Here is a 25,166-nt window from a genome sequence, read left to right on the forward strand (position 1 = left end):
CAATTCACCGTCCTCTCCAAGGACGGCACCGGCAGCGCGGTGGTGTCCATCCAGGTGCTGGGCACCAACGACGCCGCCACCTTCTCCGGCAACGACACCGGCAGCGTGACCGAGGATCAGAACGTCTCCTCGACCAATACCCTGGATTACAGCGGCAAGCTGAACGTGTCCGATGTCGATCAGGGTCAATCGGTGTTCGATACCAGCCGCGTCGACAACAAGACGACCAACCTCGGCAAGCTGACCATCGACGCCAACGGCAACTGGCATTACAGCGTCGACGACGCCAAGGTCCAATACCTGGGCCAGGACATCACCCGCACCGAGGTGTTCACCGTCTACTCCAAGGACGGCACCTCGCATGACATCACCGTGACCATCAAAGGCGTCAACGATCCGGCCGTGTTTGGCGGCACCGACGGCGCCACCCTGGTGGAAGGCACCTTCCCGTCGGCCACCGGCACCCTGCTGGTCAGGGATGTCGATGCCGGCGAGGCTGGCTTCCGCCCGCAAGCCGACGTGCTGGTGAAATACGGCACCTTCCATTTCGACAGCGGCACCGGCCAGTGGACGTTCACCCTGAACGACACGGCCCAGGAGCTGACCAGCCAGGACAAGATCAACTACACCTTCCCGGTCCAATCGCTGGACGGCACCTCGCACAACGTCAACATCACCGTCTACGGCACCGACAATTTCGCCAAGATCAGCGGCGAAAGCACCGGCGCCGTCACCGAGGACCTCGCCGTCGGCGCCGATGGCGCGCTGACGCATAACGGCAAGCTCGACATCGCCACCCCGGACAAGGGCCGCGCGGCGTTCGACACCGGCCGCGTCGACAGCCATGCCGGCAATTACGGCACGCTGACGATAGACAAGGACGGCCACTGGCAGTACAAGGTCGACAACGACAAGGTTCAGCACCTGGGCCAGGGCGAAACGCGCACCGAGGAGTTCACCGTCTACGCCAAGGACGGCACCGAGCACAAGATCAGCGTCGACGTCCACGGCGCCAACGACGCGCCGGTCTTCGTCGGCGACCAGACGCACGGCTTCGCCAAGGACGGCGGCATCCAGGTCACCACCGCCGAGGACACCCCGGTCAGCGGCCAGTTGCACGCGCAGGACGTGGACGCCAACGACCAGCTGAGCTACGCCGCCAGCGGCAACCCGCAGCACGGCACCGTGGTGCTGGGCAAGGACGGCAGCTGGACCTACACCCCGAACCAGGACTACAACGGCAGCGACAGCTTCAAGGTGACGGTCACCGACAAGGCCGGCGCCACCGACACCATCACCATCCACGTCGGCATCACGCCGGTGGACGATCCGTCGGTGCTGAAGCCGGACAGCGGCAACGTCGTCGAAGACAAGCCGCTGGCGGTCGACGCCGCCCACGGACTGCTGGCCAACGATTACGATGTGGACAGCAAGCTCAGCGTGCAAAGCGTCACCGTGGCGGGCCAGACCTACCAGCTGGGCAAACAGGGCGTGGACGTGGCGCTGGACGGCAAGGGCCTGCTGCATGTCAACGCCGACGGCAGCTACAGCTTCGCCCCGGCCGCGCACTACGCCGGCGAGCTGCCGCAGATCGGCTACACCACCAACACCGGCAGCAGCTCGACGCTGACGCTGACCATGACCCCGGTCGCCGACGCGCCGGTGGTCGGCGTGCAGATCGGCCAGGGCAGCTACCAGCCGGGCAGCCCGTATGTCGGCGGCCGCAACTTCGAATCGTGGGAAAAAACCGCGGCCGAATACGGCAAGAACGCCATCACGCTGGATGACGGCAACAACGCCTACGCCGACCTGCGCGGCAAGACCGACACCGGCTTCGCCGTGCGCGGCATGGGCGGCAACGACGCCATCTACCTGGACACCAGCAAGGCCGACAACGTGCTGATCGGCGACGACGGCAACCTGGGCCAGCTGAGCGGCAAGCCGAACGAAGTCAACGACACGCTGTACGCCGGCAAGGGCAACGACATCCTGATCGGCGGCAAGGGCGACGACAGCCTGTACGGCGGCGACGGCGTCGACACCGCGGTCTATGCCGGCAACTTCAAGGACTACACCGTCACCCGCCCGGTCATCGGCGCCGGCGGCAGCGTGTTCTTCGAAGTGACCGACAAGCAAGTGACCGCGGCCAACCCGTACGCCGGCGAGGGGCACGACAGCCTGTACGACATCGAACGGCTGCAGTTCAAGGACGGCACCTACTACTGGAACGGCAAGGACTGGGCCAAGGAAGGGCCGGACCTCACCCGCTATCCGATCGACATCAGCGCCTCGCTGGTGGACCGCGACGGCAGCGAAGTGCTGGACAGCATCGTCGTCCGCCTGGACGCCAAGTACGCCGGCTCGCAGCTGTTCGACAGCCAGCACAACCTGATCGGCACCATAGGCAAGGACGGCTCGCTGACCATAGCCCAAGCCGGCCACTGGGATGCCAAGGCGCTGGACGTGAAGCTGTCCGGCCTGCAGCTGGAAGTACCCGGCAACGTCAAGGGCGCGCTGTCCATCGGCGTCGACGCTGTTTCACGTGAAACCGGCAACGGCGACACCGCGACCGGCCATGCCGGCGCCAACGCGGCCAATATGGCGCCGGAAACCTTCGACGTGTCGGCATCCGGCCAGGAAGACCAGCCGCTGATCAGCGTCGCGCTGTCCGGCAAGGACGGCGACGGCAGCGTCTCCGGCTTCGTGATCAAGGACCTGCCGACCAACGGCACGCTGTACAGCGACGCCGCCGGCACCCAGGTCGTCAAGGCCGGCGACACCGTGGGCGGCGCCGTCTACTTCAAGCCGGCGGGCCACTGGAGCGGCGACACCGGCTTCGGCTACGCGGCCAAGGACAACCAGGGCGCGGTGGACGCCAGCCCGGCCAAGGCCTCCATCCACGTCGAAGCCGTGGCCGACGCGCCGCAGCTGTCGCTGGGCGGCTACTCGTCGCTGGCCTCGCTCAACTTCGAGGACGTCAATCTGAACGGCCGCGAATGGCGGCAGGACGTGGCGGTCAACAAGATCGGCGGCGCCAATACCATAGGCGTGTGGAACACCGACAACGGCCGCGGCCTGATCGAAGTGGGCACCGAGCGCACCTATACCGGCGGCAGCTCGACCAACAAGGTGCTGGAAATCGAAAACGGCCCCGGCGACCGCACGCTGTACACCGACATCCAGTGCGAAGCCGGCCGCTTCTACCAGCTGGGCTTCGACATCTCCGCTCGCCTGAATTACGTCAACAGCTCGCAGTTGCAGGTCAAGCTGATCGCGCTCGACGCCAGCGGCAACCCCACCGGCAAGGCCACCGTGCTGTACGACTTCAACCCGACCAGCACCGGCTGGCTGCGCGACCAGCAGGTTGCGCTGCCGATCGCCCAGGACGGCAAATACCGGCTGCTGTTCGAGGCCAAGGACGGCGATGCCAACGGCGCCATCCTCGACAACCTCAGCTTCAAGGCGATGGACAACGTCGGCTATGAAGGCAACTTCATCAAGCTGAGCAGCATCAGCGCCTCGCTGGTCGACCGCGACGGCTCGGAAACGCTGAACGTCTCCCTGTCCGGCCTGCCCAGCGGCGCGGTGCTGAAAGACGCGTCCGGCCATCAGGCGATGGTGGACGGCTCCGGCCGGCTGGATGTCAGCAACTGGAGCCTGGACAGCCTGCAATTGAAGGGTCCGGCCGGCTACCATGGCCAGCTGAACCTGACCGTCACCGCCACGGCCACCGAGCAGTCCAACCACAGCCAGGCCAGCAGCAGCCAGAACCTGAGCGTTTCCATCCAGGCGGTAGACCATCCAGTCACCCTGTCCGGACTGCACGCGCTGGATGGCGGCAGCGACGCCATCGTGCTGGAAAGCCATCTGGCCGCAGGCACCGCGCCGGACGCCGCCCAGCTGACCCAGCAAGGCAGCTTCGTGGTGAACGCGCCGGACGGCGTGGCCAGCATCCGCATCGGCGGCGTGGAAGTGGTCGGCGCCGACGGCAGGCTCACCGGCAATACGCTCAGCACCGCCTACGGCGCGCTGAAGGTCACCTCCTTCGACGCCGCCAGCGGCAAGCTCGGCTACCAGTACACGCTGGGCCACGCCGGCGCCAGCGCGGGCGAGCGCTTAATCGACAGCCTCAACGTGGAAGTACGCGACCGCGACGGCAGCAGCGCCAGCGACAAGCTGAACGTGGCCATCGTCAATGACGCGCCGCTGGCGGCCGACGACCGCGCCAGCCTGGCAGTGCTCAGCGGCGATCTGAAGATCAGCAGCAACGGCATCGTCGGCGACTGGGTGGACTGGGACGGCGGCCACCGCGTCAGCACCTTCAACCAGGGCGGCAACGACAACGGCCAGAACCAGCTGCGCTGGGGCGACACCTACGGCCAGCAATCCGGCTACAGCTTCCGCGACAACGACACCCTGCTGAACAACACGCTGCCGCTGAACCAAACCTTCAAGCTGGGCGACCTCACCCACCTGAACTACGAGATCAGCGGCAACTCCGGCATCAGCAACGCCACGCTGGGCCTGTCGTTCATGCTGGGCGTCCAGCCGCAGCAGTTCCTCGTCCACCTGAACCACCAGGAAACACCGAACAGCCGCGACTACGAAGCCAGCAAGGACATCGTCACCATCGACAACGCCAGCCAGACCTTCGAGTACAACGGCCGGCAGTACATCCTGCAGATCCTGGGATTCGACGATGGCAAGGGCCATATCGGCAACGAAATCCACACTGCCGAAAACGCCAACTCAACCTTCGGCATCATGGCGCGCATCGTCGAGGGCAGCGACTTCCACCATCCGGCCACCGGCGGCGACGTGCTGCAGAACGACGCCGCCGGCGCCGACGGCGGCCTGAAGGTGGTGGCTTGCGCCAGCGGCGGCCAGGCCGGCAACGGCGGCGTGGAGGCCATCCTGCACGGCCAGTTCGGCGACCTGCTGATGCACGCGGACGGCAGCTACAACTACACCTTCACCGGCGATAGCAAGCTGTTGGGCAACGGCCAGACCGACACCTTCACCTACACGGTGCGGGATGCCGACGGCGACCTGTCCAACGCCAGGCTGCACATCGACCTGTCGACGCTGGACCCGAACCAGCGCCTGCTCCAGGGCGATGCCGGCGACAACCGGCTGACGGGCACCGACGCCAGCGAGCTGATCCGCGGCGGCGCCGGCAACGACATCCTGACCGGCGGCGCCGGCGTCGACACCTTCAAGTGGTCGCTGGGCGATCAAGGCACCGCGGCCAAGCCGGCGCGGGACGTGATCACCGACTTCGGCCAGCATGGCGAGAAAGACGTGCTCGACCTGAAGGACCTGCTGCAGGGCGAAAGCCACAACGCGGCCAGCCTGGAGGGTTACCTGAACTTCCACAAGGAAGGCGCCAACACGGTGATAGACGTCCATCACCAGGGCCAGGGCACGCCGGTCACCCAGCAAATCGTGCTACAGAACGTCGATCTGACCCAAGGCGCGACGCTCAGCGACGCACAGGTGCTGAAAAACCTGCTGAACCACGGCCAGCTGCATACCGATTGAGGCGCGCAGCCCGATGTCGGCAGCCCCCCGCCCGAGCGGGGGGCTTTTTTGCGTCCACCGCGGCATGGCGGAAAAAAGCCATCCATGTCCGCGTCGGCGCAGCGCGGCGCTGGCGTCCCCTTGCTGCTGAGCGATGAAATGAAAGAAGGGAGAAAGAAACGGGAATGTCGCGCCGGCGGGGATTTCCGGCATGAAAGCGACCCGGCTGGCGGCGGCTGTCCGCCGCGGAACGGCGGCGAACGCTTCGTGTCACCCCAGCCGGAAAAACGGCGTCACGCCACGGCGGGACCGGTCAGGCCGTCGACGCGCAGTTCCAGCAGCCGTTTCGCGTCGGCTTCGCTGACCACTCCCTTGGCGATCAGCCTGGCGCCCATCAGCGACGTCATCCGCTGCACGCCCTTGACCAGCACCTGCCGGCCCTCATCCTGGTGGATGCCGCGCGTCAACGCGCCGTCCAGCACCAGATAGTCGATGCCAGCCTGGTTCAGCCGGGCGACCAGCTCCAGCCTATGGCCGCGGATCTCCACCGCCAGCCGGTGGCCGACGCCCTTCACCGCCTCGCCGAAAGCCAGGAAGGCATCCCAATGCTCGTCCAGCCCCGCCTCGTCGAATTCGAAGGATACCGTCGCCCGGCTGCCGCCCAGCATTTCCATCGCCTGCCACTGGAAGCCTTTGGCCGCCAGCGAGGCCGGCGACAGGTTCACCGCCAGCGCGGATCCCGGCGCGTCGGCCAAGGCCAGCCGCAGCGCCTCCAGGTCGGCCAGGTGGCTCAAGCCCAGGCGCAGGCTATGCGACACCAGCCGCATCGCGTTGATCGCCGGCAGGCCGCCCATCGCGGGCCGGAACAGCATGCCCTCCTGCCACAGGATGCCGCGCGCGGCATCCCGCACCGGGAACCAGCGCAGCCTCAGGCTATGCTCGCGGCAGCTGGCTTCGATCAGTTCGCGCCAATCCCATTCGCTGCCCACTTCCGGGCCGCCGCCATCATCGACCCGCCACTGGTTGTCGCCCGCCGCCTCGGCCTCGGCCAGCGCCTGGCTGGCGCGCGCCAGCAGGCTGGCCAAGCCATCGCCCTCGACAATGCCGCACACGCCGATGTGGCCGATGCCGTCCCGGTCGCTCAAACCCATCTGCCGGTACAAAGCCAGCTGCTCGCATAGCGTCTCCGCCAGTTGCCGGCCGCCGTCGATCTCCAGCTCCGGGCAGAACACGGCGAAATCGGCGCCGCGCAGCCGGGCCGCCATCCAGCCCTTGCGCCGCGAAGCCAGATCCTCCAGGTCCGCCGCCAGGCGGACCAGCAAGGCGTCGGCGCGCTCGCCTCCCAGCCGCTGGTTCAGCTCAGCCAGCCCGGCCAGCCTCAGCAGCAGCAGGCAGCCGCGGACATCCTCCTCCTCGGCCAGCGTGCTGGACACCGCCTGCTCCAGCGCCTCGCGGTTGGGCAGGCCGGTCACCGGATCGGTATGGCGCTCGCGCCGCAATTGCTCCACCTCTTCCGACTGCTCGCCCAGATGGGACTGCAGCCTCTCCACCATGTGGTTCATCGCGCTCACCACCCGCGCCAGCTCCGGCACCTTGGGCTCGGTCATGCGCTGGAAACGACGCTCGCTGATCGCCCGCGCCTGGGTGACCACCCGCTGCAAATCGCGCCGCAGCTTGAAAATATCGATGGAACCCAGCAAGCCGGCCAGCAAACCCGCTCCCAGAAGCCACAACATGGTCTGCAGCGCGCCCATCCACAACGACTCGTAGGCGTAGCCCAGCGCGGCCTCTACGCGTACCTCTCCGGCCTGCAGCCACCCGGCGGTAACCAGCGCGTTGCCCGGCTGCGGGGACAGCGGCAGCAAGGCCCGGAACCAGTCCGGCGCCGCCGGGAAAACCGCCTGGTTGACGCGGTCGACCACAACCTTGCCGTCGGCTCCCTGCCAGCGGATGTGATGAAAATATCCCTGGTCGAAAGTCGCGTTGATCAAGGTTTCGGCCATCGCCTTGTCCGCCTTGTTCTGGGTGATCATCAACGCCAGCGAGTTGGCGGCATTGGCATTTTGGCCAGTCAGCTGCTGTTCCAAATAACTGCGCGCGTTGTACAGATTGGCCAGCAGCGCGCCCGACAACGACGTGAACACCAACAACAGCAGCAACAGCCACAACCGCTGGATCAAGGAAAGGTTTTTCATCGCGTCGCCCATCTCAAAAAGTGAAGCCCTCGTTTTTCATCTTGTCCATCACCTGGCGCCATCGGGTCAGCTTGGAGACATTGCTGCTGCGGTTGCCCACCCACAGGCCCTGGGCGTTGAAACTGAACACCGGCAGAAGGTCGGTCCGCTGCGAAGCCGGCTCGATCGAGGTCACCAGGCTGTCCAGAATCTGCGGCTCGGCGCTGGGCGTGGGATAATAGGCCAGCACCATGTGAGCCTGGCTGATCGTGCTGTCCGGCCCGCCTATCCGGGCCTTGACGTAGGTGATGCGCAGCTTGTCCGGCGAGACGCCGAGCACCAGCAGCGAGATGTACTTGCCGATGCTGAAGTCCTCGCAGTCGCCCGCCCCCTTGCCGAACATCTCCAGCGGCGTCGCCCAATAATCCTGAACGCCCCAGTTGTCTATGTCCTCGCGGTACAGGATGCGCCGGTTGAAAAATTGGTTAACCTCGGCCAGCTTCTGCCGCTCGTCCGCGCCCTGCAGCTTGCCCAGCAGCTGGTTCCATTCGCGGAACAGCGCGACCGCGCGCGGGCCGTAGCGGGCGGCCGAACGCTCGGTCGGCAGGCTGGCGGCGGTGACGCACAGGCCCGCCAGCAACAGCGCGACGGACATCAGGCAGCGCCGCAAGCGCCGTCCTGAAACGAGCGAGGCAAGCTTCATGGTCATTCCATGCCGATCAATGATCGCAACTGTAGCAGATTGACGAATGATATTCGCTTGGCGCGGAATATTCACTTGCCATTTAAAGAAAATTTGTTTAATCTATTTATTGAAATATTTAATAATATCAGCCCCTTGCACCCGGAGACGATTAACCATGAAACGCTTAAAAAAATGTAGCGTTCGCCTGACTTTGGCCGCGTTGATGAGTTTAGCGGCCGCATCGGCGCAGGCCACCGACCTGCGTCAAGTCGTGGAAAAAACCATCGCCAACAACCCGGAGGTCCGCTTCCGCTTCCATGAATTCCGCTCGTCGGCGGAAGAAGTCGGCATCGGCCGCTCCGGCTACCTGCCGACCGTGGATGTCTCCTACACCCAGGCCCGCGAAGACAACAAGGAGCCGCTGGTCAATTACGGCCCGCAAATCACCAGCGACTTCAACCGCAAGGGCTGGTCCGCCGACCTCAGCCAGAACCTGTTCCAGGGCTTCCAGACCATGAACACGGTCAAGCAGCTGGAGTTCGGCAAACGCGGCAAGTACTACGAATTCGTCGACGCCTCCGAACAGCTGGGCCTGGAAGCCACCCGCACCTATCTGGACGTGCTGCGCTACCGCCAGCTGCTGGATTACGCCAAGGAAAGCTATGGCGTGCACAAGGGCATCTACGATCAGATAGAACAAAAGGTGAAGGCCGGCGTCGGCCGCCGCGTCGACCTGGAACAGGCGGCCGGCCGGCTGGCGCTGTCCGAAACCAATATGATCAACGAGTCTTCCAATCTGCACGACGTGTCCGCCCGCTACGCGCGCCTGATCGGCGAGGAGCCGCCGACCGACCTGGCGCCGGCGCCGGCGATGCAGGACAAGCTGCCGCGCGACAAGGACCTGCTGGTCTCCGCGGTGCGCAGCAGCCCCGCCTATTTGGCCGCGCAGGAAGGCGTGCGCGCCGCCCAGAGCGATCTCAAGGTCAAGCGCGGCGCCTTCTCGCCGACGCTGGACCTGCGCGCCCACGCCGAGAAAACCGACAACCTGAACAGCGTCTACGGCACCCACGACAAGCAGTCGGTGGCGCTGGTGTTCAACATCAACCTGTTCCGCGGCGGCGCCGACAAGGCCCGCCTGGGCGTGGCGGCCGAACGCTACAATTCGGCGCTGGATCTGCGCGACAAAGCCTGCCGCGACCTGCAGCAGACTGTGCGCATCGCCAGCAACGACGCCCACAAACTGAGCGAACAGATGGGTTATCTGCGCCAGCACGCGCTGTCCACCGAAAAGGCCCGCGACGCCTACCTGAAGCAGTTCGACATCGGCCAGCGCACCCTGCTGGACGTGCTGGACAGCGAGAACGAGCTGTACGACTCCAAGCGCGCGCTGGCCAACGCCGACTACGACAACAAGCTGGCCCAGGCCCGCGTGCTGGCCGCGTCCGGCCTGCTGCTGCCCACTCTGCAGCTGAAGCCGATCGAAGAGCAAAGCTTCGAATCCGACAGCGACGACTCGCAGCGCGACGCCTGCAACACCGCCTACACGCCGCCGCAGCCGTTCAGCGCCGCCGGCATCCCCGTCCATCCTTACGTGTCCACCACGATGGCGGACACGCCTGACGCCGCGACGGCGAAGAAAGCTGGCAAAGCCAAACGCTAAAACCTGGCCGCCGCAACCAGGCAAGACCCGCTTTGCGGGTCTTTTGGCCATTGTGGCGGCGATCGCCGGCATCGGAGCGCCGGCCCGCGCGCGGAATGGAAGCTGATCACCGTTCGCGCTCGGCCGCGCGTCCCTTTGACGGCACGTAAATAGTCAGACCCGGCACGATTGCCGACAATATCCATGGGAGTGGAAGCATGGCTTCCGAAATATCCAATCCTGAAACCGCGCAGCCGCTGAGCGAGCAAGCGACCCATCTCGACCCCCTGCTCGACTGCCTGTTCTCGCTGGCCCGCGGCTACGGCATCACCGCCACCCGCGAATCGCTGGTGGCCGGCATTCCGCTGGTGGACAACCGGCTGTCGCCGTCGATGTTCGCGCGCTCGGCGCGCCGCATCGGCCTGTCCACCCGCGTGGTGCGCCAGCCGCTGTCCAGCCTGCGCCAGCAGCTGCTGCCCGCCGTGCTGCTGCTGGAGAACAACACCGCCGGCATCCTGCGCGAGATCCGCGACGGCGTCGCCTTCCTCAGCATGTCCGAGCTGCCGGACGCCGTCGTCGAGATTCCGCTGGAAGACCTGGACCACAGCTTCGAAGGCATCGCCATCCTGGTGAAGCCGCGCTTCCAGTACGAGAAGCGCGCGCCGGAGCTGGCCGAGATCCGCGCGCGCCACTGGTTCTGGCGCACCATCTACGGCAGCAAGTCGCTATACCGCGACGCGCTGATGGCCGCCTTCCTGATCAACGTCTTCGCGCTGGCGATGCCCATCGTGTCGATGGCGGTTTACGACCGCGTGGTGCCGAACATGGCGCTGGAAACGCTGTGGGTGCTGGCGATAGGCGCCGCGCTGGTGCTGGTGTTCGACTTCCTGCTCAAGCTGACCCGCGGCTATTTGATAGACCTGGCCAGCAAGCGGGTCGACGTCGCGCTGTCGGCGCTGATCATGGAGCGGGTGCTGGGCATCCGGATGGAGGCGCGGCCGGCCTCGGTCGGCGCGTTCGCCGCCAACCTGCGCGCCTTCGAAACCGTGCGCGACTTCATCGCCTCGGCGTCGATCACCGCGCTGATCGATGTGCCCTTCGTGCTGATCTTCCTGGTGGCCATTCTGTGGATCTCGCCGCTGATGGCGGCGCCGATGGTGATCGCCATCTTCATCATGCTGACTTTCGCCCTGCTGGTGCAGGAGCGGATGCAGGCGCTGACCGAGACCACGTTGCGCGCCAGCTCGCAGCGCAACGCCTACCTGGTGGAAAGCCTGTCCGGGCTGGAAACCGTCAAGGTGCTGGCCGCCGAGGGCGTGCTGCAGGGCAAGTGGGAGCAGGCCACGCTGTTCCTGGCCCAGGTCGGCTCGCGGCTGAAGATCCTGGCCGCCTCCACCATGAACTTCGCCGGCTTCATCCAGCAGTTGCTGTCCATCGCCATGCTGGTGCTGGGCGTGTACGAGATCATGGCCGGCAACGTGTCCATGGGCGGGGTGATCGCCGCGGTGATGCTGTCCAGCCGCGCGATGGCGCCGCTGAGCCAGGTGGTCAGCCTGCTGACCCAGTACCACAACGCCAAGACCTCGCTGGCCTCGCTGGACGGCTTCATGAAGATGCCGGTGGAGCGCGAGAAGGACGCCGCCTTCTTCCACCGCACCAGCTTCAAGGGCGAGATCGAGTTCCGCAACGTATCGTTCAACTACCCGAACAACCCGATGGTGGCGCTGCGCGAGGTGTCGTTCAAGATCCGCGCCGGCGAGCGCGTGGCCATCATCGGCCGCGTCGGCTCCGGCAAGACCACCATCCAGAAGATGATCCTCGGCCTGTACCAGCCGACCGGCGGCGCGATCCATATCGACGGCATGGACATCAAGCAGATCGACCCGGCCGAGCTGCGCCGCCAGATCGGCCACGTGCCGCAGGATCCGGTGCTGTTCTACGGCACCATGCGGCAGAACATCTCCATGGGCTCGCCGCACGCCTTCGACGCCAGCATCGCCGCCGCCGCCGAGCAGGCCGGGCTGACCGAGTTCGTCAACAGCCATCCGCAAGGCTTCGACATGCTGATCAGCGAACGCGGCGAATCGCTGTCCGGCGGCCAGCGCAAGGCGGTGACCATCGCCCGCGCGCTGCTGAACTCGCCGCCCATCCTGCTCTTGGACGAGCCGACCAGCAATATGGACCACAGCAGCGAAAGCCAGATCCGCCAGACGCTGGCCCGGGTGTCGTCCGGCAAGACCATGCTGCTGGTCACCCATCACAACGCGCTGCTGGACCTGGTGGACCGGCTGATCGTGGTCGACCACGGCGCCATCGTCGCCGACGGTCCCAAGCAACAAGTGATCGAGGCGCTGCAACAGGGCAAGATCGGAAAGGCGGGCGTTTGAGATGGAAATGAACTGGAAACAACGCCTGAACGGCTGGGTGGAGCGCGGTCAGGAACGCACCGGCCCGTACTGGGACAAACTGATGGACTGGGCCTCCGCCCGAGACCTGGCCGACCGCAACGACTTCGCCGCCGACGCCGACTGGGCGATCCTGCAGCAGAGCCCGGGCCGGCCCCGCATCTTCGTCTGGAGCATGCTCGGCGTGTTCATCGTCGCTTTCCTGTGGGCGGCCTTCGCCAAGGTGGACGAAGTGTCGCGCGGCGAGGGCAAGGTGATTCCGTCCAGCCAGAACCAGCACCTGCAGAGCCTGGACGGCGGCGTGGTGTCGCAGATCCTGGTCAAGGAGGGCCAGGTGGTGCAGAAGGGCCAACTGCTGCTCAAGGTGGACAACACCCGCTTCGTCTCCTCGCTGGAGGAAAACCAGGCGCAGTACCTGGCCTTGCAGGCCAAGACCGCGCGGCTGAAGGCGCTGGCCAGCGGCACGCCGTTCTCGCTGCCGCCCAAGGTGCTGGAGCTGGCGCCGGAGATCGCCAAGCAGGAAATGGACCTGTACAACTCCAAGCAGATGGAGCTGAACGCCAGCGTCGGCATCGCCCGCCAGCAGCTGGCGCAGCGCAGCCAGGAGCTGAACGAGGTGCGCGCCCGTTATGCCCAGGCCCTGTCCAGCTACGATCTGACGATGAAGGAACTCACCGTCACCCGGCCGCTGAAGGAGTCCGGTGCGGTGTCCGACGTCGACCTGCTGCGCCTGGAGCGCGACGTCGCCCGCTTCCGCGGCGAACGCGACCAAGCCGCCGCGCAGATGCCCAAGATCCAGGCCGCGATCGGCGAGGCGCAGCGTAAGATCCAGGAAGTGGAGCTGGCGATGCGCAACACCGCCAGCGCCGAGCTGTCGGACACCATGGCCAAGGCCAGCAGCTTGTCCGCCGGCAGCGTGGCGCTGGCCGACAAGGTGAAGCTGTCCGAGATCCGCTCCCCGGTGCGCGGCGAGATCAAGCGGCTGTTCATCAACACCATCGGCGGCGTGGTGCAACCGGGCAAGGACATCATCGAGATCGTGCCGATGGACGACTCGCTGCTGCTGGAAACCCGGATCACCCCGCGCGACATCGCCTTCCTCCATCCCGGCCAGCGCGCCGTGGTGCGCTTCACCGCCTACGACTTCACCATCTACGGCGGCATGGAGGGCAGCGTGGCCGAGATCGGCGCCGACACCATCACCGACGAGAAGGGCAACGCCTTCTACATCGTCAAGGTGAAGACCCAAGGCTCGCTGCTGGGCAAGGAAAAGCTGCCCATCTTCCCCGGCATGGTGGCCCAGGTGGACATCATGACCGGCAAAAAGAGCATTCTGTCCTATCTGCTGAAGCCGGTGCTGCGCGCCAAGGCCGAAGCGTTGCGGGAGCGCTGACATGGTCCACCTGCTGTTCTCCGCCAGCTCGGTGCTGGCCGGCTACTGGCAGGACGCGCTGGGAGAGGCGCGCCGCTGCGCGCGCCTGCCGCCGCCGCAGGAGCGGGACGCCGTCTTGTGGCTGGACCTGGCCAGCCTGGACGCCGGCCAGCGCGACGCCGACTGGCCGACGCTGTGCCGCCACTACCGGGTGGTGGCGCTCAGCTCCTCGCCCAACGACGCCGAAGGCATGCACTGGCTGCAACTGGGCGTGGCCGGCTACGCCCACGCCTACGCCGGCGCCGACGAGCTGCGCCAGATCGCCGCCAGCGTCGCCGCCGGCGGCACCTGGCTGGGCCGCAGCCTCTTGCTGCAGCTGTGCCAGCGCTTCGGCGCGCTGGTGCCGCCGCCCGAGCAGGCCGGCTGGCGCGATCGGGTATCCAGCCGCGAGGCCGAGGTGATCGCCATCCTCAAGCAGGGACGCTCCAACAAGGAGATCGCCCGCGAGCTGGACATCACCGAACGCACGGTCAAGGCCCACCTCACCGCCATCTTCCAGAAGTTCGGCGTCGAAGACCGCTTCCAGTTGCTGCTCAAGCTGACCCAGCCCGCGCACTGAAACGGCGCGCCGCGCATGAAAAAACGGCCATCCTTCGGGATGGCCGTTTTGCTTTGATGGACCAGGCGGCTCAAGCCGGCTGCCGGCGCCTGCCGCGCCACAGCTCGCGCGCGCCCACCGCCGAATACAACGCCAGCGCGCCCCAGATCAGCGCGAAGCCCAGCGCGCGGTCGGGACCGAAAGGCTCGCCATACAGCATCACGCCCAGCGCCAGCTGGATGCTGGGGCCGATGTACTGGATCAGCCCCACGGTGGCCAGCTTCAGCCGGCGCGCGCCGGCGGCGAACATCAACAGCGGCACCGCCGTCACCACCCCGGCGCCGATCAGCAAACCGTTGCGCAGCGCGTCGACATGGCCGAAAGCGCCCTGCCCGCTCCATTCGAACCACAGCAGCGCCGCCAGCGCCAGCGGCGACATCAGGAAGGTTTCCACCGCCAGGCCGGGCAGCGACGGCAGCGGCGCCATCTTGCGCAGCAGGCCATAAAAACCGAAGGTGGCGGCCAGCGACAAGGCGATCCACGGCAGTGAGCCGGCGCTGAAGGTCAGCCAGGCCACGCCCGCCGCCGCCAGCCCCACCGCCAGTTTCTGCGGCCGGCTCAGGCGCTCGGACAACACCAGCCGCCCCAGCAGCACGTTGACCAGCGGGTTGATGAAGTAGCCCAGGCTGCCTTCCACCACGTGGCCGGCGTTCACCGCCCAGATATAGATCAGCCAGTTCAGCGACAGCACCGTCGACGACAGCGCGAAGACGCCCAGCTGGCGCGGCTGGCGGAACGCGGCGCGCACGTCGCCCCATTGCCTGAGCGCGGTCAGCACCAGCGCGACGAACAAGGCCGACCACACGATGCGGTGGCACAGAATTTGCAAAGCCGGCACTTCGTGCAGCGGCTTCCAGTACAGCGGAAACAGGCCCCAGCAGATGAAGGCGCCGACGGTGTACAGCACGCCGCGGCTATCGCCGGCGGAAGAAGAGGAAGACATGCGATTCTCTGCGACACGGAATATTCCAACATCCAGCTTACCCGCTTTGTTCCGTCGGAAAAATCATCATTACCTATACAGTCGGTTTACAAACACTTAACAAGCAATATTTTGCTGCACTGGCACATAAACCGCACCCGGAGATGCCTTGTCGCGATCCCTTTGACGTTGACGTAAACGTAAACTATAGTCGGCGACATTAGGGTTAACACTCTAAGCTGCGACAGCCGCGCATACCCAGGGCACAAGGTATAAAAATAAAGTGTCCCCGGCGCCCGCCAGCACAGCAAGCGCCCGGAACCAGCCGCCCACAAGGCAGCCGCGGGCTGATCGCCACAAGCGAGCACGACAGGAGGAGAAACCATGTCAATCCGCCACGCAGACCTGGAAGAAAAATACACCGCCCCCACCGGCCAGGTTCTGATGACAGGCATCCAGGCGCTGGTGCGCCTGCCCATGCTGCAACAGGAACTCGACCGCGCCGCCGGCCTCAACACCGCCGGCTACGTGACCGGCTATCGGGGATCGCCGCTGGGCAATGTCGACCAGACCATGATCAAGGCCAAGAAGCATCTGGACGCCCACAACGTGGTGTTCCACCCCGGCCTTAATGAAGATCTCGCCGCCACCGCGGTATGGGGCACTCAGCAGGTCAATATCTTCGAAGGCGCCAAATACGACGGCGTCTATTCTCTGTGGTACGGCAAGGGTCCGGGCGTCGACCGCTCCGGCGACGTGCTCAAGCACGGCAACGCGGCCGGCACCGCCAAGCACGGCGGCGTGCTCTTGGTCTGCGGCGACGACCACGCCGCCAAGTCGTCCACCTTCCCGCACCAGTCCGACCACATCCTGGCCGCCAGCATGATCCCGGTCTTGAGCCCGTCCGGCGTGCAGGAAGTGCTGGACCTGGGCCTGCACGGCTGGGCGATGAGCCGCTATTCCGGCTGCTGGGTGTCGATCAAGGCGATCACCGACACTGTCGAGAGCTCGGCCATCGTCGACATCACGCCGGAACGGCTGGAATTCAAGATTCCCAAGGATTTCCCGCTGCCCGAGGACGGCCTGAACATCCGCTGGCCCGACACCCCGCTGGCGCAGGAAAAGCGCGTGCTGCACCACCGCCTGTACGCGGCGCTGGCCTACGCGCGCGAAAACAAGCTCAACCGCATCACGCTGGATTCGCCCAAGCCGCGCCTGGGCATCATCACCTGCGGCAAGAGCTATCTGGACGTGATGCAGGCGCTGGACGACCTGGGCATCAGCGAAGCCCAGGCCGCCGACATCGGCCTGCGCATCTTCAAGGTAGGCATGGTGTGGCCGCTGGAGCCGGAAGGCGTGCGCCAGTTCGCCCAGGGCCTGGAAGAAATCCTGGTGGTGGAAGAGAAGCGCCAGATCATCGAATACCAGCTGAAGGAACAGCTGTACAACTGGCGCGACGACATGCGCCCTCGCGTGGTGGGCAAGTTCGCCGAGAAAGGCGAATGGGCGCTGCCGCACGGCGACTGGCTGCTGCCGGCCGCCGGCGAGCTGACTCCGGCGATGATCGCCCGCGCCATCGCCAACCGGCTGGCGCTGATCTTCGACAGCCCGGTGATCCACGACCGGCTGAAGTTCTACGACGATAAAGAGGCGCAGCTGGTGCAGCCGCGCGAATCCATCGCCCGCGTGCCGCACTACTGCTCCGGCTGCCCGCACAACACCTCGACCAAGCTGCCGGAAGGCAGCCGCGCGGTGGCCGGCATCGGCTGCCACTACATGGCGCACTGGATCAGCCCGGAAACCACCAAGACCTTCACCCAGATGGGCGGCGAGGGCATCACCTGGCTGGGCCAGGCGCCGTTCACCACCACCAAGCACATCTTCACCAACCTGGGCGACGGCACCTACTTCCACTCCGGCATCCTGGCCATCCGCGCCGCGGTGGCCGGAAAAGTGAACATCACCTACAAGATCCTGTACAACGACGCGGTGGCGATGACCGGCGGCCAGCACGTCGACGGCTACCTGGACGTGCCGATGATGACCCGCCAGCTGGCGGCCGAGGGCGTCAAGCGCATCGTCATCACCAGCGACGACCCGGACAAGTACCAGAACGTCCAGGGCCTGGCCCCCGGCATCGACGTGTTCCACCGCCGCGAGCTGGACCGCGTGCAACGCGAGCTGCGCGACATTGAAGGCGTGACCATCCTGATCCACGATCAGACCTGCGCCGCCGAGAAGCGCCGCCGCCGCAAGCGCAACGAGTTCCCGGACCCGGCCAAGCGCGCCTTCATCAACGAGCGCGTGTGCGAAGGCTGCGGCGATTGCAGCAAGAAGTCCGGCTGCCTGTCGGTGCTGCCGGTGGAAACGCCGCTGGGCCGCAAGCGCAAGATCGACCAGTCCAGCTGCAACAAGGACTACTCCTGTGTCGAGGGCTTCTGCCCCAGCTTCGTCACCGTGGAAGGCGGCAAGCTGAGGAAGCCGGCCGGCGCCAGCGCCGACCTCGCCAAGATGCCGGCGCTGCCGATGCCGAAGATCCCGGCGCTGCACGAGCCGTTCGGCATCATGGTCACCGGCGTCGGCGGCACCGGCGTGGTCACCATCGGCCAGGTGCTGGGCATGGCGGCCTACCTCGACAACAAGGGCGTGACGGTGCTGGACATGGCCGGCCTGGCGCAGAAGGGCGGCTCGGTGTGGTCGCACGTGCGCATCGCCGACTCCCAGGACAAGCTGCACGCGGTGCGCATCGCCGCCGGCGACGCCAACCTGGTGCTGGGCTGCGACCTGGTGGTGACCGCCGCCGAAGAAGCGCTGGCCAAGATGCGCGACGGCTTCAGCCACGCCATCGTCAACAACTACGAATCGCCGACCAGCGGCTTCCTGAAGAACCCGGACATCCGCTACCCGGCCAAGGCGATGAAGGACGCCATCGTCGAAGCGGTCGGCGCCGGCCGCTTCAGCGAAGTCAACGCCAACAAGCTGGCCACCGCGCTGATGGGCGACGCCATCGCCGCCAATATGTTCATGCTCGGCTACGGCTGGCAAAAGGGCCTGGTGCCGGTGTCGCTGGAAGCGATCATGGAAGCGGTGCGCTTGAACGGCGCCGCGGTCAAGTTCAACCAGGACGCCTTCACCTGGGGCCGCCACGCCGCCCAGGACCTGGCCCGCGTCGAAGCGCTGGTCAGCCCGACCGCCGTGGTGGCTTTCGTTCCACGTGAAACGCCGGACGCCGTGGTCCACCATCGCTCCACCCTGCTCGCCGCCTACCAGAACGGCGCGCTGGCCGAGCGCTACAAAGCGCTGGTGCAAACGGTGCGCCAGGCCGAGGAGGCCGCGCAGCCCGGCAGCACCGCGCTGACGCTGGCCGCCGCCCGCGCCTATCACCACCTGCTGGCCTATAAGGACGAGTACGAAGTGGCGCGTCTGTATAGCGACGGCGAGTTCCAGCGCGAGGTGGCCGCCCAGTTCGATGGCGACTACAAGCTGCGCTTCCACATCGGCGTGGCCTGGCTGACCCGTGGCCAGCCGCGCAAGATCGCCATCGGCGCCTGGCTGATGCCGGCGATGAAGGCGCTGGCCAAGCTGCGCTTCCTGCGCGGCACCGCGCTGGACCCGTTCGCCTGGCAGGACGACCGCAAGCTGGAACGGCAGCTGATCGCCGAGTTCGAGCAGGAGCTGCCGGCGCTGCTGGCCAAGCTGTCGCCGGACGCGTTGCCGCGGGCGGTGGAATGGATGAAGACCTGGGAAGGCGTGCGCGGCTTCGGCCACATCAAGCTGGCCAACTACCGGCAGGCCAAGACCCGCCAGGCCGAGCTGCAAGGCGGTCCGGCCCAGGACGGCAAACCCGCCGCCAAGGCCGCTGTCGCCTGATCACGATTGTTTCCGCAGCTTTGGGCGTCGACTTAGGTCGACGCCTTTTTTCCATTCGCCACTGCAAATGACATTGGGATCAACTATGTTTCCCAGTATGCGAACCGTTTTCCCACCGACTGGAGACTCGCCATGTCCGCTCTGTTGCGCCGCGCCGCCGTCGCTTCATTCAGCCTGATCCTGATCGCCTGCTCCACCACCCCGCCCGCCAAGCCGGGCCTGGCCGCCAACGGCTGCGTCGGCGGCGTGCTGCCGCCGCCCGCCGGCATGAGCGCGGCGCAGAACCCAGAACTGCTGGCCAAGGCCGTCGGCGCGCCGGGCAAGGGCGGCCTGTGCGAGGGCGCCGTCTATCGCCAGGACGCCGCCGCCGGCGCCGTCGTCTACCGGGTGTGGGACAACGCCAAGCCGGGCTCCCGCCTCGGCCGCTGGTGGTCGTTCAGCCAGCCGCAGGGTCCGGTCGCGCAGTACCAGGCGGCCAACGCCATCTGCCCGGCCTGGAGCCAGCTCAACAGCGTGGTGCGCTGCCAGCTGAAAGCCGGCGTCCAGGTGGCGGTGGGTCCGGGCCAGAGCGCCGACTGCGCGCCCGATCCCGACTTCCCGCCATCGCCGGTCAACCAGGTTTACGTGCCCAATACCAGTCCGGACGACATCCTGGTGGAGAACTGCGAAGACCAGGGGGCATTCCCGCCGGCGATGTAATGGTTTGCTGCGGAAGGCCGCGGCAGGGCATAATCGAGAATTTTGCAAATAATTCTCATTACAATGCACCGCCTCGCCTGCACCTTCGCCTCCGCCCTGCTGCTCGCCGGCTGCGGCGGCGGCCCCGCCGCCTCGCCGCCGCAAACCGGCCGCTTCATCGACAGCGCCGTCAGCGGCCTGGATTACGAAACCCCCACCCGCGCCGGCAAAACCACCGCCGCCGGCGAATTCCAATACCTGAGCGGCGAAACCGTCGCTTTCCGCATCGGCAAGCTGGAGATCGGCGCCGCCGCCGGCTCGCCGGTATTGACCCCGCTCAGCCTGGCCGGCGCGCAAGACGCCGGCGATCCCGCCGCGCTGAAGATCGCCCGCCTGCTGCTGACGCTGGACAGCGACGACAACCCCGGCAACGGCATCCAGATAGCCCCGGCCGACGCCGCCCGCTTCCAGCAGCCGCAAAAACTGGCCGACATCGACGACGCCCAGGCCCTGATCGATCGGCTCGGCATCGGCCGCAGCCTGGTCAGCGCCGAATACGCGCAGGCCCATCTGCAGTTGAGCTTGGCCGCGCTCGATCCCAAGCGCCCCGCCCGCTTCCAGGCACGCGACGCCGCCGACGGCCACCCGCTGGCGTCCGGCGATGCCGCCGGCTGCGCGGACGACAGCCAGACCGGGCTCAGCTGGGAAGTGAAAGCGGAATCCGGGCTGCGCAGCCGCCTGCACAGCTATTACGCCAGCGCCAGCCGCGAAACCGAGCGCCCGGCCCAGTGCGAGCCGGGCCAGGAGGACTGCCTGGCCGTCACCTACGTCGACGCGGTCAATCAGCAGAAGCTGTGCGGCCACGACGACTGGCGGCTGCCCAGCGAACGCGAGCTGAAAACGCTGCTCGACTGGAGCCAGCTCGACCCTCAGCGCAATCTGCCGGCGATCGACCGCCACGCCTTCCCCGACGCCGAACCGGCGTTCTACTGGACCGCCACCAGCCGCCAGGCGCGGGGTTCGCTGGCGGTCGCCTTCGACGACACCCACCGCACTCTGCCGCACGTCAGCCTGAGCCTGGGCATGCCGGCCAAGATACGGCTGGTGCGCGGCCCAACGCTGCCGGACGCGCCCAATCCGGAAGACCTGCCGCAAACCATTCCGCCCTACATCCCCGTGGATCGCGCCGGCGAGCTGGCCAAGCCGGGCGACGCCGCCGCCTGCGTCGACGACGGCGAACATCCGGACGCCTTCCTCAAGGTGGTGCTGTGGCAGGCGCGCCCGCGCGACATCCAGCCCGGGCAAGTCTCTTCCGCGCTAGGCGAAGCCAACGGCCAGGCCTGGTGCGGCCAGCGCGACTGGTCGCTGCCCAGCACCGTGGACGGCAGCCGCTGGCTGCAGCTGCGCCTGGCGGGCGACGCCGCATTCCGCGCGGCCTTCCCCGCCGCCGCGGCGACGCAGGCGATCTGGGTGCGGGACAATGCCGGCAAGGCGCGCATCCTGCGCGCGGATGGCCGATACGCCGACACCGGCGCCGCAGCCTTGCTGGCCATCAGCAAACGCGCGGCCAAGCCGCCAATGCCGGACAGCGACGACACGCCGCCCGACGCCGCCACGCTGGCCGACTGGCGCCAGCGCTACCTGCGCTACCGTCCCGGCCAGGCCGCGCAACCGGATTGGCCGGCGCCGACGCTGGACGCCGCCGCCCACGACGGTTTCCGCGATCTGGGTCTGCTGCCGGCAATGCCTTTCCCGGCCGACAACCCCTATTCCCCGGCCAAGGCGGCGGTGGGCGAGAAACTGTTCTTCGATGCCCGGCTGTCGCGCAACAACAGCATCGCCTGCGCCAGCTGCCACGATCCGCAGCACGGCTGGGCCGATCCGCGGGAAGTCTCGTCCGGCCACGTCGGCCAACTGGGCGGCCGCAACGCGCCGCCGGTGATCAACAGCGGCTACTTCGCCCGCCTGTTCTGGGACGGCCGCGCCGCCAGCCTGGAACAGCAGGCGCTGGGGCCGATCGCCAATCCGCTGGAGATGCACCAGCCGCTGGCCGCGGCGGTGGCCAAGATCGCCGCCGCGCCGGAATACGGACCGTTGTTCGCCGCCGCCTTCGGCGATGCCGCGGTGGACAGCGGACGGCTGGCGCAAGCGCTGGCCACTTTCGAGCGCGCGCTGATCAGCCGCGACAGCGCCTTCGACCGCTTCCTGAAAGGCGATGCCCAGGCCTTGAGCGACCAGGCGCTGTGGGGCCTGCAGCTGTTCCGCACCAAGGCGCGCTGCCTCAACTGCCACAACGGGCCGGAGCTGTCCGACCAGCGCTTCCACAACCTGGGCCTGCACTTCATCGGCCGCGACCGCGAGGACCGGGGCCGCGGCGCGATCACCGGACGCAGCGACGACATGGGCGCCTTCCGCACGCCGGGCCTGCGCGAGCTGCTGTACACCGGCGGCTACATGCACAACGGCGACATGCCGCTATTCGCCGATGACGGCGGCGGCGTGCTGGAGTTCTACAACAACGGCGGCAACGAGGTGGCCGCGGCCGGGCTGGACAAGTACACCCAGCCCAAGCCGTCGCCGCTGCTCAAGCCGCTGGGCCTCGGCGAGGCGGAAAAGCAGGCGCTGCAAGCCTTCCTGCGGGCGCTGTCCGGACCGCCGCGGCTGAAGCCCGCGGGGCTGGACGAGCTGTCGCGCCGCTGAGCGCCCGGCCAGGCCGGCGCCCTCAGCCCCGGCCTGGCTTGGCGGCGAACCACTGGGCGCAGAAATCGATCAGCGCCCGGGATTTTGCCGGCTGCGGCGTTTTCTTCGGATAGACGAGATAGACCGGCCGCGCCGGCGTCTCCCAGCCGGCCAGCACCCTGGCCAGCCTGCCGCCGATCAAGGCGGCTTCGGCGACGAAATCCGGCAGCCGCGCAAAACCGGCGCCGGCTTCGGCCAGCTTGCGGTTCAGGCTGTAATCGCTGACCTGCAGCCAATGCGGCACCTCCACCTCTTCCGCTCGCCCCTCGCGCTCGAAACGCCAGCGCGCGCCGCCATGGTAGCGGCTGTGCACCACGCAGGGCAGCCGCGCCAGATCGGCCGGCTCGGCCGGCGCGCCGCGTTCGGCCAGCAGCGACGGCGCCGCCACCACCCAGTCGCGGGTCTGGAACAGCGGGCGAGCCACCAGCTGCGGCGGCAGCTCCCGGCTGGAGCGGATGGCCAGATCGAAGCCGTCCTCCTCCAGATCGCGCTCGGCCACGCTGACGTCCAGCTCCACCGAGATGCGCGGATACTGTTGATGAAAAGCCAACAATAGCTCGGCGCCGAACGCGCCGGCGAACATCTGCGGCACCGTCAGCCTCACCGTGCCGTCCGCGTCGCCGCTCAGGCCGCGCACCGCCGCGGCCGACTCCCGCAGCAGCGTCCGCAACCGGCGGCAGTAGCCGAGATAGGCATGGCCGGCCTCGGTCAGCGTCAGTTTGCGGGTGCTGCGAAACAACAGCTGCGCGCCCAGTAGCGCCTCCAGCCGGCTCAGCTGCTTGCTGACCTGCGACTTGGACGTGGCCAGCCGCTCGGCGGCGGCGGTGATGCTGCCGGCTTCCGCCACTTCGAGAAAGACCAGCGCCAGCTCGGATGAGGGTTCGATTGTTTCCATATTGATTCCAATATTTCCACGTTTGCCCGGTTTTTCCAAGCCGCGCGCGCGCCTAAGCTGATGGTTCCCCCACACAAGCTGCAAGGAAGACGATATGAAAATCCTGCTGATAGGCGCCAGCGGCAATATCGGCCGCGCCATCGCCGCCGAGCTGTCCGGCCGCCACGAAATCATCGCCGCCGGCCGCCATCACGGCGACGTGCGCGTGAACATCGAAGACGAGCAAAGCATCGCCGACATGTATCAACAGCTGCCCCGGCTCGACGCAGTGGCGGTGGCCACCGGCGGCCGCAACGGCCATGTCGGGCCGCTGGCCGAAATGAACGCCGCGCGCTATCGAGTCGGGCTGGACTCCAAGCTGATGGGCCAGGTCAACGTGGTGCTGCGCGGGCTGGACCAGCTGGCCGACGGCGGCTCGTTCACGCTGGTGGGCGGCGCCTGGCAGCCGCAGGCCATCGTGCCGCTGCTGAGCAATGTCTACATGGCCAACGCCGCGCTGGAGGGCTTCGTCAACGCCGCCGCGGTCGAACTGCCGCGCCGGCTGCGCATCAATCTGGTCAGCCCGCTGCTGCTGGCGGAATCGGAGGCCGAATACGGGCCGCTGTTCCGCGGCGTGCCGCTGGTGGAGGCGCGCCAGGTGGCGCGCGCCTACAGCCTGAGCATAGAGGGCGCGCAAACCGGCCAGACTTACCGCCTGGGCCGGCTGGACTAGCCACAGCAGAATGGAGGCGGCGAAACCCGCGCCCGGATCCAGCCCATGGTTCCAATGGATGCGATCCATTGCCCGTCCCCTTGAAACGCAGCAAGCGGCGGCTTTCTTAAGATAAGCACGGGCCCGGCATCATGCCCAAGGGATCAGGAACGCAGCTGGCGGCAGGTTTCGCCGATGCCGGCGTGGATGCACAGGTCGAACAAGGCGTCGAAGCGGGTGGGCGTGTAGTTGATCAGCGCGCAGGGAATGCCGGCCCGCGCCGCTTCCACCGGGATCAGGTTGACCGGCGACACTTCCAGCGACGAGCCCATCACCAGCAGCAGCTCGGCGTTCAGCGCCGCCTGAAAGGCCACGTCTATCATCGGCACCGCCTCGCCGTACAGCACCACGTCCGGCTTCAACGCCGCGCCGCAGCGGCGGCAAGCCGGAAGCTCGTGCTGCTGCACATAATCCAGCGGATGCGGCGTGCGGCAATCGGGGCAGCTGGCGGTCAGCAGCGTGCCGTGCAATTCCAGCACGCGGCGGCTGCCGGCCCGGCCGTGCAGGCCGTCGATGTTCTGGGTGAGGATGGTGACTTCCTTACCGTCCTCCTCCAGCGCGGCGAGGAAGCGGTGGCCGTCATTGGGCTGGTAGTCGCCCACCAGCTTGATGTGGAAGATGTCGCGGAAGGCGCGCCAAAAGGCGGCGGGGTCGCGCTGGAAGTAGTCCACCGATACCGCGTCGGCCAGGCTCATGTCCCTGGACCACAGGCCGTCGGCGGAGCGGAAGTCGGGGATGCCGGATTCGGTGCTCATGCCGGCGCCGGTCAATACCGCGATGCGCCGCGCGCCGCCCACCAGTTGCCGCAGATACTGCACTTGCCTTTCCGTCACGCTCATCCACCGCTTCCTTGCCGCC

Annotated in this window: 14 protein-coding genes; 9 read left to right on the top strand and 5 right to left on the bottom strand. The window is 67.0% G+C overall.

All coding sequences use genetic code 11. The features are described from left to right. Positions 1–5,541, top strand: a 5,541-nt coding sequence (locus VA599_RS07990) for a VCBS domain-containing protein (RefSeq protein WP_346788197.1), incomplete at its 5' end; no start/stop codon positions are given. 272 nt (positions 5,542–5,813) lie between these two features. Here the strand turns inward: VA599_RS07990 and VA599_RS07995 are convergent. Both VA599_RS07995 and VA599_RS08000 read right to left on the bottom strand, forming a co-directional pair. Further along, positions 5,814–7,715, bottom strand: a complete 1,902-nt coding sequence (locus tag VA599_RS07995) for a bifunctional diguanylate cyclase/phosphodiesterase (protein WP_346788198.1) — start codon at positions 7,713–7,715, stop codon at positions 5,814–5,816. Positions 7,716–7,728: 13 nt separating this feature from the next. Beyond that, positions 7,729–8,397 carry a transglutaminase-like cysteine peptidase gene (locus tag VA599_RS08000; RefSeq protein WP_031296862.1) on the bottom strand — a complete coding sequence of 223 codons (669 nt, stop codon included), beginning with the start codon at positions 8,395–8,397 and terminating at the stop codon, positions 7,729–7,731. 205 nt (positions 8,398–8,602) lie between these two features. Here VA599_RS08000 and VA599_RS08005 point away from each other — a divergent pair, with 205 nt between their 5' ends. From VA599_RS08005 to VA599_RS08020, 4 genes are all read left to right on the top strand, one after another. Next, complete coding sequence (locus VA599_RS08005) at positions 8,603–10,039, top strand: TolC family outer membrane protein (protein ID WP_104948014.1); 1,437 nt, start codon at positions 8,603–8,605, stop codon at positions 10,037–10,039. 197 nt (positions 10,040–10,236) lie between these two features. Next, the gene (locus VA599_RS08010) at positions 10,237–12,405 is read left to right on the top strand and encodes a type I secretion system permease/ATPase (protein WP_021478643.1); all 2,169 of its coding nucleotides are present in this window, start codon (positions 10,237–10,239) and stop codon (positions 12,403–12,405) included. Positions 12,406–12,412: 7 nt separating this feature from the next. Beyond that, entirely contained in the window at positions 12,413–13,816 is a 1,404-nt protein-coding gene (locus tag VA599_RS08015; RefSeq protein WP_429838577.1) for an HlyD family type I secretion periplasmic adaptor subunit, read from the top strand. Position 13,817: 1 nt separating this feature from the next. Further along, the gene (locus VA599_RS08020; RefSeq protein WP_346788200.1) at positions 13,818–14,414 is read left to right on the top strand and encodes a helix-turn-helix transcriptional regulator; all 597 of its coding nucleotides are present in this window, start codon (positions 13,818–13,820) and stop codon (positions 14,412–14,414) included. A 70-nt stretch (positions 14,415–14,484) separates the two neighbouring features. Here the strand turns inward: VA599_RS08020 and rarD are convergent, their stop codons facing one another. Next, positions 14,485–15,396, bottom strand: coding sequence for an EamA family transporter RarD (gene rarD / locus VA599_RS08025; protein WP_346788201.1), 912 nt, complete (start codon positions 15,394–15,396; stop codon positions 14,485–14,487). Positions 15,397–15,759: 363 nt separating this feature from the next. On the opposite strand from rarD, the gene VA599_RS08030 reads away from it, so the two are divergent. The 3 genes from VA599_RS08030 (at position 15,760) to VA599_RS08040 (ending at position 22,623) form a co-directional block, all read left to right on the top strand. Next, positions 15,760–19,245 carry an indolepyruvate ferredoxin oxidoreductase family protein gene (locus tag VA599_RS08030; protein ID WP_104945714.1) on the top strand — a complete coding sequence of 1,162 codons (3,486 nt, stop codon included), beginning with the start codon at positions 15,760–15,762 and terminating at the stop codon, positions 19,243–19,245. A gap of 132 nt (positions 19,246–19,377) precedes the next feature. Then, positions 19,378–19,944 (top strand): hypothetical protein, encoded by a 567-nt coding sequence (locus VA599_RS08035; RefSeq protein ID WP_104945715.1) that lies wholly within the window; start codon positions 19,378–19,380, stop codon positions 19,942–19,944. Positions 19,945–20,007: 63 nt separating this feature from the next. Next, positions 20,008–22,623 (top strand): cytochrome c peroxidase, encoded by a 2,616-nt coding sequence (locus tag VA599_RS08040; protein ID WP_346788202.1) that lies wholly within the window; start codon positions 20,008–20,010, stop codon positions 22,621–22,623. A gap of 22 nt (positions 22,624–22,645) precedes the next feature. On the opposite strand, the gene VA599_RS08045 is transcribed toward VA599_RS08040, so the two are convergent. Continuing rightward, positions 22,646–23,557 carry a LysR family transcriptional regulator gene (locus VA599_RS08045; RefSeq protein ID WP_231467700.1) on the bottom strand — a complete coding sequence of 304 codons (912 nt, stop codon included), beginning with the start codon at positions 23,555–23,557 and terminating at the stop codon, positions 22,646–22,648. A gap of 94 nt (positions 23,558–23,651) precedes the next feature. Here VA599_RS08045 and VA599_RS08050 point away from each other — a divergent pair, with 94 nt between their 5' ends. Continuing rightward, positions 23,652–24,269, top strand: a complete 618-nt coding sequence (locus tag VA599_RS08050) for a short chain dehydrogenase (protein WP_346788203.1) — start codon at positions 23,652–23,654, stop codon at positions 24,267–24,269. Between the two features lie 143 nt (positions 24,270–24,412). Here VA599_RS08050 and VA599_RS08055 read toward each other — a convergent pair whose 3' ends face one another. Then, positions 24,413–25,147 (bottom strand): NAD-dependent protein deacylase, encoded by a 735-nt coding sequence (locus VA599_RS08055; protein ID WP_021478117.1) that lies wholly within the window; start codon positions 25,145–25,147, stop codon positions 24,413–24,415. Positions 25,148–25,166 lie beyond the last annotated feature (19 nt).

It is taken from the genome of Chromobacterium indicum, from assembly GCF_039708975.1.
GTDB lineage: Bacteria > Pseudomonadota > Gammaproteobacteria > Burkholderiales > Chromobacteriaceae > Chromobacterium > Chromobacterium piscinae.

Bases quoted from the DNA above. Each gene is read 5' to 3' on its own strand.
- VA599_RS07995 (WP_346788198.1), bottom strand. From the start codon at position 7,715: ATGAAAAACCTTTCCTTGATCCAGCGGTTGTGGCTGTTGCTGCTGTTG.
- VA599_RS08000 (WP_031296862.1), bottom strand. From the start codon at position 8,397: ATGAAGCTTGCCTCGCTCGTTTCAGGACGGCGCTTGCGGCGCTGCCTG.
- VA599_RS08005 (WP_104948014.1), top strand. From the start codon at position 8,603: ATGAGTTTAGCGGCCGCATCGGCGCAGGCCACCGACCTGCGTCAAGTC.
- VA599_RS08010 (WP_021478643.1), top strand. From the start codon at position 10,237: ATGGCTTCCGAAATATCCAATCCTGAAACCGCGCAGCCGCTGAGCGAG.
- VA599_RS08015 (WP_429838577.1), top strand. From the start codon at position 12,413: ATGAACTGGAAACAACGCCTGAACGGCTGGGTGGAGCGCGGTCAGGAA.
- VA599_RS08020 (WP_346788200.1), top strand. From the start codon at position 13,818: ATGGTCCACCTGCTGTTCTCCGCCAGCTCGGTGCTGGCCGGCTACTGG.
- rarD (WP_346788201.1), bottom strand. From the start codon at position 15,396: ATGTCTTCCTCTTCTTCCGCCGGCGATAGCCGCGGCGTGCTGTACACC.
- VA599_RS08030 (WP_104945714.1), top strand. From the start codon at position 15,760: ATGTCAATCCGCCACGCAGACCTGGAAGAAAAATACACCGCCCCCACC.
- VA599_RS08035 (WP_104945715.1), top strand. From the start codon at position 19,378: ATGTCCGCTCTGTTGCGCCGCGCCGCCGTCGCTTCATTCAGCCTGATC.
- VA599_RS08040 (WP_346788202.1), top strand. From the start codon at position 20,008: ATGCACCGCCTCGCCTGCACCTTCGCCTCCGCCCTGCTGCTCGCCGGC.
- VA599_RS08045 (WP_231467700.1), bottom strand. From the start codon at position 23,557: ATGGAAACAATCGAACCCTCATCCGAGCTGGCGCTGGTCTTTCTCGAA.
- VA599_RS08050 (WP_346788203.1), top strand. From the start codon at position 23,652: ATGAAAATCCTGCTGATAGGCGCCAGCGGCAATATCGGCCGCGCCATC.
- VA599_RS08055 (WP_021478117.1), bottom strand. From the start codon at position 25,147: ATGAGCGTGACGGAAAGGCAAGTGCAGTATCTGCGGCAACTGGTGGGC.